Consider the following 13,816-nt stretch of genomic DNA (forward strand, 5'->3'; position numbering starts at 1 on the left):
CATTTACTTTTTATTTAATAAAATCATTATATTCTTTAACATTGTTAAAGTAAAGCACAAAAAAGGTTCGACGCTTAATCAATCACGTCGAACCCTTTATAAAACTATAGGCTGAGGATGCGATTATCTCGCACCGCCTCCACCTCCACCCATAGCGCCGCCTCCGCCACCGATAGAAGTAGAGCCTCCAGCCCCTCCAGAAGCATTATAGCCACCACTTTGCATACCTGATGACATACTGTTGGAGAATCCATACATTCTATGATAACCACCATAAAAGACAGGATAGTGTGCTACCCATTCTTGGAATTGTTCTGGATAAAGTTCTTCCAGACTTTCTACAATATCTGATCCTTTACCGTACAATGTAGCCCAAATAATAAAGTCTACCCAAGGTAAGGTTTGTCTGTAGGCCAATGAATCATCCGACTCTAGATCATCTAGATGATTTCCAAACTGAGTGATTCGATCAAATAGTTGGTCGCCTTCTCTACTTGCTTTTATAAAAGAGGAATCGGCTCCCATAAATTGAATGGAATCCATTTCGAGGTAACCTTTTTCAATCAAAATTTGTTTGGAATCTTCTTTAATGTCTTCCGCAAGATTACCTAGCTTCCTAGCATGCTTTTTAGACCAGTTTTTCATATCGTCTTCTGTAATCTTACCACTAAGATCTGATGCTGATTCCAGAATTTCCCAAACTCTTTTTTCAAACGGCGCCATGTCTTCTGTATATTGTTCTACCAATTCAATGACGGTCATTTCTTTACTGATCCAATTGTTTTTTTGTACATTATGGATCTTAATTTTTTCTTCTTTTGACCATTTCAATAGATAAGCAAAAAAGTAATCTTCGAAAGACCCGTGTTGAAGTTCATTTAAAAAATAGGCTATATCAAAAATGTCTCCATCTTCGTATGGAATATCTGCATATGTTTGACCCTTATTCTGACTTTTACGTGCATAGCCTGTAACGATTTTTCCTGCTTTTTTCTTACGAGATTCTACAGCGAATAACGATCCTCCGATTGCAGCAACAATCGCTCCCACAAATCCGAAAATCGCAATCAGCGCTCCTGTATTGATACTCTCAGCTTCGTTATATGTTGCACCGTCTTGCGAACGTTCCAGTTGTTCTTCAAGCGTCTGGTCCATTGTTAAATCTACCATGAATGGAGATTCAGGGAACTGCATCAAGACGACAAGCGAAGAACTTGAGTCCAGAGCCGTTCTAGCTGAAGACACCAGTTGGCCGTTATCTAATTCCACAAGGCCATCATAACCAAACCCCCAAATCAGCGTATTCTCCTGATTGAATTCAAATGGTCCATCAATCGTTATGCTGACTGCTTCTGGCGGGATATCACCAAACGTATTGAAATCCCAATTCAGTGCTTGTCCGTCGTCTAGTTGACGAACCAGATCAGTCACTGTATAGGTTAATTCATATTCATTTAAGCCGTATTCTCCGATTCCCCAAATGAGTTCTAACCCATTTTCTGTACTCATTCCGTAGGTGCCTGCTTTTTCCTCACGACTATTATCAAAGTCCCAATCCGGATTGTACGTATATCCTTCCACATAAAAGTCTTCGACCTCTGAATCATTAAGGTTTTCCATATTGATGAATAACTCTGTTCCTTCAACCATATTCATTTTTCTATGCTCAGTTATAATACCTGAGCCATCTTCTTGAAGATCAACTTCAATGTCTATGGATGGCATTGTGTTCACTTCTTCTTCTGCTGCATGTACAGTTTGTCCTCCAACAACCATACCTAACCCAATTAAACAACCCGCTAGTTTCTTCATCTTTTTTTCCTTTCTTTTGTTTTCTGATTTCATCTTACCAAAAGAAATATCCCATTCATACGGACCTAAGACTGATTTTTCGGATCATCTTAACCAATATCTAATGTTTTTTGTACCGTTTTTACGATTATGACCCATTCCAGTTTCCAGGACTCCACAACGTTCCGTCAAGTTCTCCCTGTAATTGTGTTTTTCGTTTTTCTTGCTCTTCTATTGTCTCAATCGTCGCTTGAATGAGTGCTTTCTGCTTATAATCTCTACTACTTCTGAATAAGTCCGTCAACTTGTTAAGTAGCCATTCTTGTTCTTCCATACGTTGAGTCTCCTTTACGTTTTCTCATTTTTTCACTGATGTGTCTGATCGATATGCATCGCAAGCTCATCTAATTCCATTCGATTATCTTCTAATAATTCAATGGCTTTCTCGACTACAAAAGCACTGTCAGCAGAGTTAAGCAGTTGATGATCAATGGCTTCCAGTTCCTGAATCATCCATTCTTCTCGTGACCGCAAAGAATCTGGTCGGTCAATCGTCAACCACTGCTGATACCTGATCAAGAGTTTCATTTTTTCGTCTTCTGTCATATAGGGAAATTGAAAAATCTCCAGCGGCTTCAAGTAATTCATGCCTGTTTTTTTAGCAACGGCTTGATAAGGCTTAGTCAATTCACTGATGCTGAAGCCTTCCTGGCCACCTGTCTGATATTCTTTTTCTCCTACCCCAATAACCAGTACTAAGCCAAATTCTTTCCCTTTTAAATGATGACCTCTATGACCAAATGCAAAGTGTTCTTCTAATACTTCATCTTGCCAGTGTTTCAGCAGCGGCGGTGAAGAATACCAGTAAAATGGGAATTGAAATAAGATTCTGTCATGTGCTTTTAGCAAGGCTTGTTCTCTTTTTTTATCAATTTTGCCTTCTGGATAGGTTTTTTCTAGATGATGTAAGGTAACATTTTCTGACTCTGGAAATGATTGGACCAGAAACTGTTGACTACTCGATTCATCTAATTCTGGATGTGAAATAATGACTAATGTTTTCACTTATATGCTCCTTTAAATAGTTGATCACTCTCTTTTATTTGATAATCTTTCCATTAATAGTATAACAAATTCATTTTTATAACACCTTATTATTAGAACTTATAGTATAAATGAATTACAATGAAAATGATCATGAAGAAGGAGGAAGTAAAAAATGACAATGAAGAAAATCATCAATAATCCAGATCAGATAGTAGACGAAATGCTAAATGGTTTAGTCTTTGCGTATGATTCAATTGTAGAGCGGATTCCAGAAACGATGGTCGTCCATCGGAAACATGAAAAAAGTGGTAAGGTTGGTCTCGTCAGTGGTGGCGGTAGCGGTCACGAACCTGCACATGCTGGTTTTGTAGGACAAGGAATGCTGTCTTCAGCAGTGGCTGGACAAGTCTTTACATCTCCTACACCAGACCAAGTATTAGAAGGTATTAAAGCCGCTGACGAAGGCGAAGGCGTCTTTTTAGTTATTAAAAACTATACTGGTGACGTTATGAACTTCGACATGGCGAAAGATTTGGCTGAGTTAGAAGACATTGAAGTAGAATCAATTGTTGTAGATGACGATATCGCAGTAGAAGATAGTACCTTCACAGCTGGTAAACGTGGTGTAGCCGGAACGGTTCTTGTGCATAAAATTTTAGGAGCTGCCGCTGAACAAGGGATGTCTTTAAAAGAAATCAAAGAGCTAGCTGACAAAGTCGTTCCAAATATTGCTTCAATTGGACTGGCATTAAATCCAGCTACAAATCCAGAAGTCGGAAACCCTGGTTTTGAACTAGCGGCTGACGAAATTGAATTTGGTATCGGTATACACGGAGAACCAGGTTATCGTCGTGAAAAATTGCAACCTTCTAAAGATTTAGCAAAAGAATTAGTGACGCAACTCAAAAAGACGTGCGACTGGTCTCCTGGAGATTCATATGCTGTTTTAGTGAACGGTATGGGCGCGACACCATTAATGGAACAATTTGTATTTATGAATGATGTGAAACAATTACTAGTTGATCAAGAAAGTCTGAACTTAGAGTTTCGTAAGGTTGGAGACTACATGACAGCAATCGATATGGAAGGTGTTTCTTTAACAGTATTGAAATTAGAAGATCCTAAGTGGGTAGACTATTTAGATGCACCCGTAAATGTTATCGGTTGGTAAGATCAAACACAAGAAAGGAAGAAAAATATGGTTGAAGTAACTACACTAAAAAAATGGATAGAATTATTTGCAGACAAAGTAACAGAAAATAAAGAAACGCTGAATAAGCTAGATTCTGATATTGGTGACGGTGATCACGGTAGTAATATGGTCCGTGGGGTTACTGCTGTAAAAGAAAAAATTGACGGATCTGAGTATGATAACTTATCTGATTTTTTCAAAGACGTTGGAATGACATTAGTCAGTAAAGTTGGTGGAGCTTCAGGACCATTATATGGATCTGCCTTTATCTCTATGGCAAAAGTTGCAAAAGATTCTGACGACTTAGCAGAACTTATTGAAGCAGGTCTTGAAGGAATCCAAAAACGTGGTAAAGCTGAACCTGGTGAAAAAACAATGATCGATGAATGGGTACCCGTTCTTGATGCCATAAAAGGAGACGCTTTAACTTCAGAAGTGATCCAAGATAGTCTACAGAAAACAAAAGATATGAAAGCTACTAAAGGTAGAGCTTCTTATCTCGGTGATCGCTCTATTGGTCATATAGACGCAGGCGCTCAATCTAGTGCTTATCTATTCGAAACTCTATTGGAAGCGGGTGTTGTAAATGGGTAAAGAAATTGGTATGTTAGTCGTTTCACACGTCAATGAAATTGCAACTGGTTTAACCACATTACTGGATCAAGTCGCTAAAGGTGTGACCATTAAAGCAGTCGGTGGAAATGATGGAGAAGTCGGAACAGACTACGCTCGTATTCAAGAAGCGATGGATTCATTTGAAGAAGATAAAGTTTGGGCATTCTACGATTTAGGCAGCGCCAAGATGAATCTTGAAATGGCTATGGAATCATCTGATAAAGAAGTCAGGCTATTTGATACAGCCTTCATCGAAAGTGCCTACACAGCTGCTTCATTGATTCAAGCTGATGTTGGAGAAGATGCAATTGTTGCACAACTTGACGAATTAAAAATTAAAGAATAACTAGAAAATAAGCCATCCAAAAGTTCGGATGGCTTATTTTTGTGCTTTTTTATTTGATATCCATTGTTGTATATTTCTTGCTACAACTTCTGGAGATAGAGTTGAATTGTCGATCTTCAGATAATGGACATGTTTTAATTGCGCTTCTATTTCCCCATCAAAAGAATTCAATCGATGCTTTTCCAGACTCGACTTCAACTCGTTCTCTGAGAAGACGAGATCTCTTTTAGATGGTTTTTCTTGAAGTCTAAAGTCTGTTTTATTTCTTTCCAGTCTTTCTTCTATATTTGCTTCTAATTCCACGAAATAGACTTGTCCGTTTTGATTGGTGAACATATCTGTTATTTCTCTCAAGAAATCAAAATCTTCTTCTACGTCAAATCCTACAACAACGGTAAAAATGATACCTTTTGTCTGATTGGTTTCTTCGTTTTCTACAAATGCTTTGAATAGTTGCTTACGCATCCAGTCAGATAACTCGAATGTTTCTCTGGTATAACCTAGAAATCTAGCGAATATATCCAACGTTTCGTGATTGAACAATAGTTTAGCGTCGATTTTATTTTCCAAAGCTTTTCCTACTGTCATCTTACCAACAGCTTGTGGACCTACAAGTAGAATCAGATCCATATTATCCCTACTCTCGCTCATTTAATTTCAAAAGAATTTTGAAACATCTCATATAATTCCTTGTGGTTTCTTTTAAGTGATATCGGTCGATACGTCTCTTTGTCTAAGAAAGCATGTTTTGTCTGTCCAGTTGTTCTGAGTTCTTTTGTAACGATATCTCTAATTTCGTAATCAATTAACATTTTGACTCCAGTGAATTGTGCCATTTTAGTAGAAATTTCAACCGTTTCTCCAAACTTGACCATACTGATATATTTTGCGGAAGCTTCTAACACAGGAATCAGTATCCCTTTAGCTTCCATTTCTTTATATGGAAAGTTCATTTCATCTAGCATCCAAGTCCTCGCTTCTTCAAACCAGCGAATGGAATTAGAGTGGTGTACGATGCCCATTTGATCCGTTTCGTAATATTGCACGCGATGCTGCCAGTTTTCCAAAATATTATCTCCTTTGAACTTATTCGTATTTCATTATTTTAGCACAATTTCCTAGTCCGTTAAGTCTCTTTTTCTAACCTATCGTTCAATTCAGATAAAAAGCTGAATAAGCGGACTTTTCCATCCGTTATCCAGCTTTTCGCCTCTTACTTATCCTTCTTCGACAAGTTCACTTGCTTCTTCTTTTGCAATATACTTAAAGTAAAGTTTCTCAACGACTAGCGTGATGGCATTATCACAAGATACATTCGCTGCTGTTCCAAAGCTGTCTTGAGTCAGATAAAGTGTGATCAGCAAATTACCCAATATTCCTGTAGGGTCAATTCCCACGATAGTTAAGAACGGTAATGCTGACATGATTGCGCCCCCCGGTGCTCCTGGTGCTGCAACCATAGCGATACCCAATGTCGCGATAAAGCTTGTCATCATCCCTAAATTGACTGGCATACCGTAAAGTGTCAGTACGGCGTACACACAGGAAACGATTGTGACCATACTCCCCAGTAGATGAATCGTTGCGCAAAGTGGAATCATGAATTCGCGAATCTTTCTAGATACACCATTCTTTCGCGCACATTCTAAATTAATTGGAATTGTAGCTGCAGAAGATTGTGTTCCGATGGCCGTAAAGTATCCAGGAATTTGATTTTTCAAAAGCTCTATTGGATTTTTTCTACGATATAGACCTGCGACCGTAAACCAAAGCGTAATCAAAGTTAAATGAAGTACAATAACAATTAGGAAAACTCTCCAAAAGATTGATAGAATTTCAAATACTTCCCCTGAATAACTTAGACTAACGAAATTTCCGAAGATAAAAAATGGTAATAATGGAATAATAGCTGTGTTCAATACCTTTACGATGATTAAATTGAATTCATCGAATACATGATACAAGGTTTCACCTTTGTTCTGAGATTTTAACCATGAAATACTCATACCCATAATGAAGGAAAAAGCAATCGCAGCTGTCACATCTAACATCGGTTCCAATGGAATTTCAAAAAGCGTAGTCAATCCAGCTCCTGCTTCTTGTACATCTGTTTGGCCTTGAGCGCTTATAAATAGTGGGAAAATTGCAGAGGCTACGAAATACGCAACGAGTCCCCCAAGAATCGTTGAGCCGTATGAAATCACTGTAGCTAATCCCAGTAATTTCCCCGCGCCCTCTGTTAAGTCTGATATCCCTTTAACGATGAACCCAATAATCATCAATGGAATAATGAATGCTAATAAACTACTGAATAAATTAGAAAAGGTTACGGGTATTCTCATTAACACTGTAGGAATAAAAGATAATTGCCCAACGATAACACCTAATAGAATTGCTAGAAGTAGCTTAGGAACAAGGCCTAAGTTCACTTTTTTAATATTCATATCTCACTCTCCGCTTTATTAGAATTTTTAAATAAAAAAGTATTTCAACTATTTTATTACACATTATATTCAAACACATCACTTATTTTGTAATTTCAAAATATTCCTACAAAAAAGAGCAATGATCCGTTATGAACACGGTTCATTGCTCTTCAAACTTTATATTCTAAGGTTTAACTTGTAACGAGTACAAACAACAAGGCTCCAACAATACCACCGATAAACGGTCCAACGATTGGGATCCATGCATAACCCCAGTCAGAAGTTCCCTTGTTTTCGATTGGAAGAATCTGGTGAGCGATTCTTGGTCCTAAGTCACGAGCTGGGTTGATTGCATATCCAGTCGTTCCTCCTAGAGAGATACCAATTGAAGCGATCAGGAAACCGACAACAACAGGATTCAACCCATCTGTGAATTCTCCTTGGGTAAAGGCAAGTAATCCGTAAACCAAAACAGCTGTTGCGATGGCTTCGGAAATCAAGTTATAAGCACTACGACGGATAGCAGGACCTGTAGAGAATACAGCTAAAATTGCTTCTTGATCATCTGTAGCTCCAAAGTGTGGCATGTAATGAATCCATACCAATGTTGCTCCAGCAAAACCACCGGCTACTTGAGCAATAATATATGGTACAACTACACCCCATCCTACATTACCCGTAATTGCCATCCCAACCGTTACGGCTGGATTAAGGTGTGCGGGTGATAACCAACCTACAGAATAGACAGCTATTGTTACCGCAAGCCCCCATCCAAGTGTAATTAGTAACCAACCTGTATCAGTAGATTTAGTCTTTTTCAAAACGTTCCCCGCTACAACACCGTCTCCTAAAAGAACAAGAACCATCGTTCCTAAAAATTCTCCAATTAATTGTTGCCATAAAGTTGTGTCCAAAATCATTTCCCCTCTCATTTTTTATATAATCTATCTGAATAAATGCCTGATTCATTTGAGATAACTTATACACTTATTTCAATTAAATATTATGTACTAAATCATACATAGAGTAAAGTGTATTTTTGCTTCTGAAACTTTAAAAAATCACTTTAACAATAAGTGAGAAAGGAAAGACTGTCTCTTCCCTTCCTACTCTTGTTATCTCACTTTATCTAAACTGACTTAACGTTGTTTCTGATACACGCTGATCAATTTCTCCAGCACGTTTGTGTTTTTCTTCATCCGTCCAATTGAATTGTTCAGCAAAATGATTTACTAATGGCTGCTTCAATTCTTCTATACGAGGAACATCAAACAACAATGTTTCCGTACGACGTGATAAAAAGTCTTCTGGTAGTAAAGTCATTTCGTATTGAATTGCATATTCTAACTGAAGTGCATCTTTTAGTGGTAACTCGCTATTTGTAACTTGGTCTTTCAATCCGTAGACAATTTCTACGTTTGCTCCATACCAATTTACTAAAGCTCTTGCTTCGTCTTCTTTCAGGCCGATTTCCATCCCTTTTGATGTCTGCTGATCTGCATAGTCGCTAAAGGACATGCCATCTGGAAGATCTCCACCAGATAAACGAATATCTGCTGTATCTACTTGCTTGAATGATTGACCTAACTGTTCGAACTCTTTATCGATCGTTTTAAATGTATCATTTGCCATTCTTCTATAATCCGTAAGTTTCCCGCCTGCAACAGTGACGAGTCCACCTTCCGAAACAAAGACATCGTGTCCCCTTGATATGCCTGAAGGATCTGAATTGTCTTCATCTTGAATAAGAGGTCTCAAACCTGCCCAGCTTGCTTCAATATCATCCAGAGTAATATTTGCATCTGGAAAACGATAATTCGCAGCTTCCAAGAGATAATCAATATCTTCTTGAGTAATATCAGGCTCTTGATACTCACCTTCAAATGGTGTATCTGTTGTTCCAAAGTACGTTTTCCCACTACGAGGAACAAAGAACATCATACGGTTGTCATCCATTCCCGTGTCTGCATAAATAGTCCGGCCTACTGGCAGTCTACTATGATCAACAACAAAATGAACACCTTTTGTCGGGAACAGTTTTTTCTTTGTATCGAATTTCGATTGCTTACGTACTTCATCCGACCATGGACCAGCCGCATTAACGACAACAGAAGCGTGAATGTCAAACACTTCTCCACTTAGGATATCTTCAGCTTTAATCCCAACGATTTTATCTGCATCATCATAGATAAAATCAATAGCTTTAACGTAGTTGGTGATCAAAGTTCCTAAGTCATGTGCTTTTTTAATGATTTCAGTCGTTAATCTCGAATCGTCGTTTGTATAATCGAGATAATAACCTCCACCGAGCAACCCTTCAGTTCTTAGACCCGACTCTTCTTCTATGACCGCTTCCTTGTCGACCATATAGTGTGCCCACTCATCCTCCACATGTGCAAGATAATCGTATAAATGTAATACGACCTCTGCAGAAAATTCGTTGAATGAAGCTCCTGGCTCATCATAGACTGGCATAAGCATATAGCTTGGTTGCACAACGTGAGGAACATTTTTGCCAATTACCGCACGTTCTTGCGCTACGTCTGAGACTAGTTCAACATCGAACTGCTTTAAGTAACGCAGTCCTCCGTGAACTAGTTTAGTTGAACGACTAGATGTTCCAGCCGCAAAATCCTGCATTTCAACTAGACCAGCTTTCATTTCTCTTGCTCCTGCTTGAAGCGCAAGACCAGCACCAGTAATGCCTCCACCGATGATTAATAAATCTAGTTTTGTTTGTTTCAGTTTGTCAATATTATCTTTTCGCGTTTGAGCCGAAAAAGTCATACTGCACTCAGCCCTTTCTAGTATAAGTTACTCTTCTCTGTTGACACGTTTCGGTTTAAATTTAAATGATTGCGCTGCTGTTACGGCAGCTTGCCAACCTGCATATAAATCTTCTCTTTTTTCTTCATCCATCTTAGGTTCAAATGAACTAGCTTTTTCCCATTTCGCCTTAATTTCTTCCTGATCTTTAAAGAATCCAGTTGCAAGACCAGCAAGGTAAGCAGCACCTAAAGCCGTTGTTTCCATGACTTTAGAACGTTCAATTTTCACATCTGAAATATCTGACTGAAATTGCATCAAGAAATCGTTCATACTAGCACCACCATCAACCCGCATGGTTTCTGTTTTCAGACCTGCATCTTCATTCATCGCATCCACAACATCTCTGGTTTGATACGCAAGTGACTCAAGAGTTGCCCGTACAAAGTGGCTTTTCGTTGTTCCTCTGGTCAATCCAAACACAGAACCTCTAACCTCTTGATCCCAGTAAGGAGCGCCAAGACCTGTAAAGGCAGGCACAACATACACACCATCAGTCGTATCGACTTTTTTAGCAATTTCCTCTGATTCGGGTGACTCTCTGAACATATCCATCCCGTCACGCAACCATTGAAGCGCAGAACCGGCAACAAATATTGAACCTTCTAAGGCATAATAAACTTCGCCATTTAGTCCATAAGCTAACGTCGTTAGAAGTCCGTTGGTCGATTGGATCGGTTCTTTCCCCGTGTTCATGATAATAAAGGCTCCGGTACCATAAGTGTTTTTAACCATACCTTTTTCAAAGGCAGTCTGGCCGAATAATGCAGCTTGTTGGTCACCCGCAATACCAGCAACTGGAACCTTTGTACCGTGGAATACAGCTTCCATTGTTTCACCGAAAATGCCCGATGAAGGTAAAACTTCTGGTAGCATAGATTCTGGAATATCTAGTAACTCAAGAATGTCTTTATCCCATTCCAAGTCATATATATTATACAACATCGTACGGCTTGCATTCGAGTAATCCGTTGCGTGAACTTCTCCACCTGTTAATTTCCATAATAACCAAGTATCGATTGTCCCAAATAAAAGTTCACCATTTTCAGCACGTTCTCTTGATCCTTCTACTTTATCGAGTATCCATTTAACTTTAGTTGCAGAGAAGTAAGAGTCGATGATTAAACCGGTCTTCTTATGGATGCTTTCTTTATGACCATCGTTAATCAGTTGATCGGCGATTCCAGAAGTTTGCTTGGACTGCCACACAACAGCATGATAGATAGGTCTTCCAGTTTCTTTATCCCATACAACGGTTGTTTCGCGCTGATTTGTAATTCCGATACTGTCCAGATCTTCCGGTTCAAGACCCGATTCAATCATGACATTCGCAATAACTTGTAAGGTTTTTAGCCAGATTTCATTTGCATCATGCTCTACCCAACCCGGTTCTGGAAAATACTGCTCAATTTCTTTTTGAGAACTCCATGTTGGGTCTCCTTTTTCGTCAAAGATAATCGCTCGTGTACTTGTCGTTCCCTGATCAATTGATAAAATATACTTAGCCATATTTGCATTCTCCTCTGCGTTTTATTGAAAAGGCTTACTCTCACCAAATATATTATAACATTCATGATTTAAAGATTCTAACGGGAGCACTTATTAATGATAAGTGCAATCATTCACTTAAACTTTAATAATATTGATTAACTGATACAAAAAAATCTTCTTCCTTTTACTACAAAATAGTAAAGGAAGAAGATTTCATATGCTTATTTCATCATATTTTTTAATTAACCCATAATAGATTGGTTGGCAGTGATGATGGCTGTCTTATAGACATCTTCTTCAACACATCCACGAGATAAATCGGAAACCGGTTTGTTCAAACCTTGTAAAATCGGTCCAACGGCTTCAAACCCACCTAAACGTTGTGCCATTTTATAACCAATATTTCCTGATTGTAGTTCCGGGAAGACAAATACAGTCGCTGCTCCAGCAACATTAGAACCAGGCGCTTTTTGTTGTGCTACTGCTGGTACGAATGCAGAATCAAATTGTAATTCACCGTCGATTTCAAATTCAGGTGCCATTTCTTGTGCAAGTTTCGTTGCTCTTTGAACTTTTTCTACTTCAGGTGCATTAGCTGAACCTTTAGAAGAAAAGCTTAACATTGCAACTTTTGGTTCGATACCGAACATCTTAGCTGTACGAGCACTTTCAACTGCGATTTCAGCAAGTACTTGCTCATCTGGATTCGGATTGATCGCGCAATCTGCAAACAAGTATTTTTCTTGTTCTCTACCACGTAACATAATGAACGCACCAGAAGTACGGCTCACACCAGGACGTGTTTTGATAATTTGAAGAGCAGGACGAACAGTGTCTCCTGTTGAATGAATCGCTCCACTAACAAGACCATCTGCTAAATCCATATAGACAAGCATTGTTCCAAAATAGTTTACATTTCTTAACTGCTCACGTGCTTGTTCTTCTGTTGCTTTACCTTTACGACGTTCGACGAACGCAGCAACCATTTCATCGTATTTTTCATAATTTTGAGGATCGACAATTTCGATTGTGCCTAAATCAAATCCGTGATCTTTAGCTGATTTCGCTACTTCTTCCTTGTTTCCTAATAAGACCGGGTTCAAAATCTTTTCTGCCTGTAAGCGAACCGCTGCGCCTAAGATACGTTCGTCATTCGCTTCTGGAAAGACGATCTTCAATTCTTTTCCTTGAATCTTCTCTTTCAAACTTTCAAATAATTCCACTTCTAATTCCCTCCAAGGTTTGTTTTTACGCTCTTTATCATAACACTTATTCTCATTTTATTACAGAAAAGTCTTATTCCATCGTAGGGTTCTCTGGAAGTTTCCAGTCTATTGGTGCTTGCCCGCTCTCTATCAGAAGTTCGTTGGTTTTCGAAAAAGGCTTCGACCCGAAGAATCCTCTGTATGCAGCTAATGGGCTTGGGTGCACAGCTGTTAACACATGGTGCTTACTTTCATCGATCAGCGTTCTTTTTTTCTGCGCTGGCGATCCCCATAAGATAAAGACGATTGGCTCTTCTCTTTCATTTAAAGATTTGATGACTTCGTCTGTCAGCAATTCCCATCCTTTATTTTTGTGAGAATGTGCTTCTTTTGCTCGAACGGTTAAAACTGTATTCAAAAGTAGGACACCTTGCTTGGCCCAACTTTCAAGATACCCATGCGTCACTGGCTCAATGCCTAGATCACTCTGTAACTCCTTATAAATATTCCTCAAAGACGGTGGTAACTTGACTTGAGGCTGAACAGAAAAGGCTAGTCCATGCGCTTGATGCGCACCGTGGTAAGGATCTTGCCCAAGAATGACTGCTTTAACTTCGTGATAAGGCGTCCATTCAAAGGCTTGCCAGATGGCTTCTTTTTTTGGATAAATCGTTTCTGTGTTGTACTCTTCAACTAGAAATTCTCTAAGTTGCTGGTAGGTTTCTGTTTTCTCTACTTTTTCTAAAATGGGTTTCCAGTCATTCTTTACCGGTATAGGCAATAGAACCACTCCTTTTTACTAGAATATCATAAATTCTCTACATTGATTGTAACAAACCTTACAGGATCTTTTCTAAGTAAACACTGTAAATCTATT

Annotated in this window: 14 protein-coding genes; 3 read left to right on the plus strand and 11 right to left on the minus strand. The window is 38.8% G+C overall.

What is annotated here, in order from left to right:
• Window positions 1-123 precede the first annotated feature (123 nt).
• From VXN63_RS05510 to VXN63_RS05520, 3 genes are all read right to left on the minus strand, one after another.
• A complete protein-coding gene (locus tag VXN63_RS05510) occupies window positions 124-1,812 on the minus strand; it encodes a DUF2207 domain-containing protein (RefSeq protein WP_327756991.1) in 1,689 nt (562 codons plus the stop codon).
• Between the two features lie 127 nt (window positions 1,813-1,939).
• Window positions 1,940-2,125, minus strand: a complete 186-nt coding sequence (locus VXN63_RS05515) for a hypothetical protein (RefSeq protein ID WP_327756993.1) — start codon at window positions 2,123-2,125, stop codon at window positions 1,940-1,942.
• 32 nt (window positions 2,126-2,157) lie between these two features.
• Window positions 2,158-2,856: an NAD(P)H-dependent oxidoreductase gene (locus tag VXN63_RS05520; protein ID WP_327756994.1), complete on the minus strand. Its 699-nt coding sequence runs from the start codon at window positions 2,854-2,856 to the stop codon at window positions 2,158-2,160.
• A gap of 160 nt (window positions 2,857-3,016) precedes the next feature.
• Here VXN63_RS05520 and dhaK point away from each other — a divergent pair, with 160 nt between their 5' ends.
• From dhaK to VXN63_RS05535, 3 genes are read left to right on the plus strand one after another with little or no spacing between them, the layout of a single operon-like run.
• Window positions 3,017-4,009 (plus strand): dihydroxyacetone kinase subunit DhaK, encoded by a 993-nt coding sequence (gene dhaK / locus VXN63_RS05525; protein ID WP_327757167.1) that lies wholly within the window; start codon window positions 3,017-3,019, stop codon window positions 4,007-4,009.
• 27 nt (window positions 4,010-4,036) lie between these two features.
• On the plus strand, window positions 4,037-4,624 hold the full coding sequence (gene dhaL / locus VXN63_RS05530; RefSeq protein WP_327756995.1) for a dihydroxyacetone kinase subunit DhaL: 588 nt from the start codon (window positions 4,037-4,039) through the stop codon (window positions 4,622-4,624).
• Entirely contained in the window at window positions 4,617-4,991 is a 375-nt protein-coding gene (locus tag VXN63_RS05535; protein ID WP_327756996.1) for a dihydroxyacetone kinase, read from the plus strand. Before dhaL ends, VXN63_RS05535 begins: the two co-directional genes overlap by 8 nt.
• Before the next feature lie 33 nt (window positions 4,992-5,024).
• On the opposite strand, the gene VXN63_RS05540 is transcribed toward VXN63_RS05535, so the two are convergent.
• The 8 genes from VXN63_RS05540 to VXN63_RS05575 form a co-directional block, all read right to left on the minus strand.
• Window positions 5,025-5,621 carry an AAA family ATPase gene (locus VXN63_RS05540; protein WP_327756997.1) on the minus strand — a complete coding sequence of 199 codons (597 nt, stop codon included), beginning with the start codon at window positions 5,619-5,621 and terminating at the stop codon, window positions 5,025-5,027.
• A 17-nt stretch (window positions 5,622-5,638) separates the two neighbouring features.
• Window positions 5,639-6,058 (minus strand): acyl-CoA thioesterase, encoded by a 420-nt coding sequence (locus VXN63_RS05545; protein WP_327756998.1) that lies wholly within the window; start codon window positions 6,056-6,058, stop codon window positions 5,639-5,641.
• Between the two features lie 150 nt (window positions 6,059-6,208).
• Complete coding sequence (locus VXN63_RS05550) at window positions 6,209-7,435, minus strand: dicarboxylate/amino acid:cation symporter (protein ID WP_327756999.1); 1,227 nt, start codon at window positions 7,433-7,435, stop codon at window positions 6,209-6,211.
• Between the two features lie 173 nt (window positions 7,436-7,608).
• Window positions 7,609-8,337 (minus strand): MIP/aquaporin family protein, encoded by a 729-nt coding sequence (locus VXN63_RS05555; RefSeq protein WP_442915298.1) that lies wholly within the window; start codon window positions 8,335-8,337, stop codon window positions 7,609-7,611.
• A 205-nt stretch (window positions 8,338-8,542) separates the two neighbouring features.
• Window positions 8,543-10,204, minus strand: a complete 1,662-nt coding sequence (locus VXN63_RS05560) for an FAD-dependent oxidoreductase (protein ID WP_327757002.1) — start codon at window positions 10,202-10,204, stop codon at window positions 8,543-8,545.
• Window positions 10,205-10,231: 27 nt separating this feature from the next.
• On the minus strand, window positions 10,232-11,752 hold the full coding sequence (glpK, locus tag VXN63_RS05565; RefSeq protein ID WP_327757003.1) for a glycerol kinase GlpK: 1,521 nt from the start codon (window positions 11,750-11,752) through the stop codon (window positions 10,232-10,234).
• Between the two features lie 224 nt (window positions 11,753-11,976).
• Entirely contained in the window at window positions 11,977-12,957 is a 981-nt protein-coding gene (gene pta, locus VXN63_RS05570) for a phosphate acetyltransferase (RefSeq protein ID WP_327757004.1), read from the minus strand.
• A 73-nt stretch (window positions 12,958-13,030) separates the two neighbouring features.
• Window positions 13,031-13,720: a uracil-DNA glycosylase gene (locus VXN63_RS05575; protein ID WP_327757005.1), complete on the minus strand. Its 690-nt coding sequence runs from the start codon at window positions 13,718-13,720 to the stop codon at window positions 13,031-13,033.
• Window positions 13,721-13,816 lie beyond the last annotated feature (96 nt).

This window comes from Marinilactibacillus sp. XAAS-LB27 (assembly GCF_036039175.1).
Classification (GTDB): Bacteria; Bacillota; Bacilli; order Lactobacillales; family Carnobacteriaceae_A; genus Marinilactibacillus.

Bases quoted from the DNA above. Each gene is read 5' to 3' on its own strand.
- VXN63_RS05550 (WP_327756999.1), bottom strand. From the start codon at position 7,435: ATGAATATTAAAAAAGTGAACTTAGGCCTTGTTCCTAAGCTACTTCTA.
- VXN63_RS05555 (WP_442915298.1), bottom strand. From the start codon at position 8,337: ATGATTTTGGACACAACTTTATGGCAACAATTAATTGGAGAATTTTTA.
- VXN63_RS05540 (WP_327756997.1), bottom strand. From the start codon at position 5,621: ATGGATCTGATTCTACTTGTAGGTCCACAAGCTGTTGGTAAGATGACA.
- VXN63_RS05510 (WP_327756991.1), bottom strand. From the start codon at position 1,812: ATGAAGAAACTAGCGGGTTGTTTAATTGGGTTAGGTATGGTTGTTGGA.
- VXN63_RS05560 (WP_327757002.1), bottom strand. From the start codon at position 10,204: ATGACTTTTTCGGCTCAAACGCGAAAAGATAATATTGACAAACTGAAA.
- VXN63_RS05535 (WP_327756996.1), top strand. From the start codon at position 4,617: ATGGGTAAAGAAATTGGTATGTTAGTCGTTTCACACGTCAATGAAATT.
- glpK (WP_327757003.1), bottom strand. From the start codon at position 11,752: ATGGCTAAGTATATTTTATCAATTGATCAGGGAACGACAAGTACACGA.
- VXN63_RS05515 (WP_327756993.1), bottom strand. From the start codon at position 2,125: ATGGAAGAACAAGAATGGCTACTTAACAAGTTGACGGACTTATTCAGA.
- dhaL (WP_327756995.1), top strand. From the start codon at position 4,037: ATGGTTGAAGTAACTACACTAAAAAAATGGATAGAATTATTTGCAGAC.
- dhaK (WP_327757167.1), top strand. From the start codon at position 3,017: ATGAAGAAAATCATCAATAATCCAGATCAGATAGTAGACGAAATGCTA.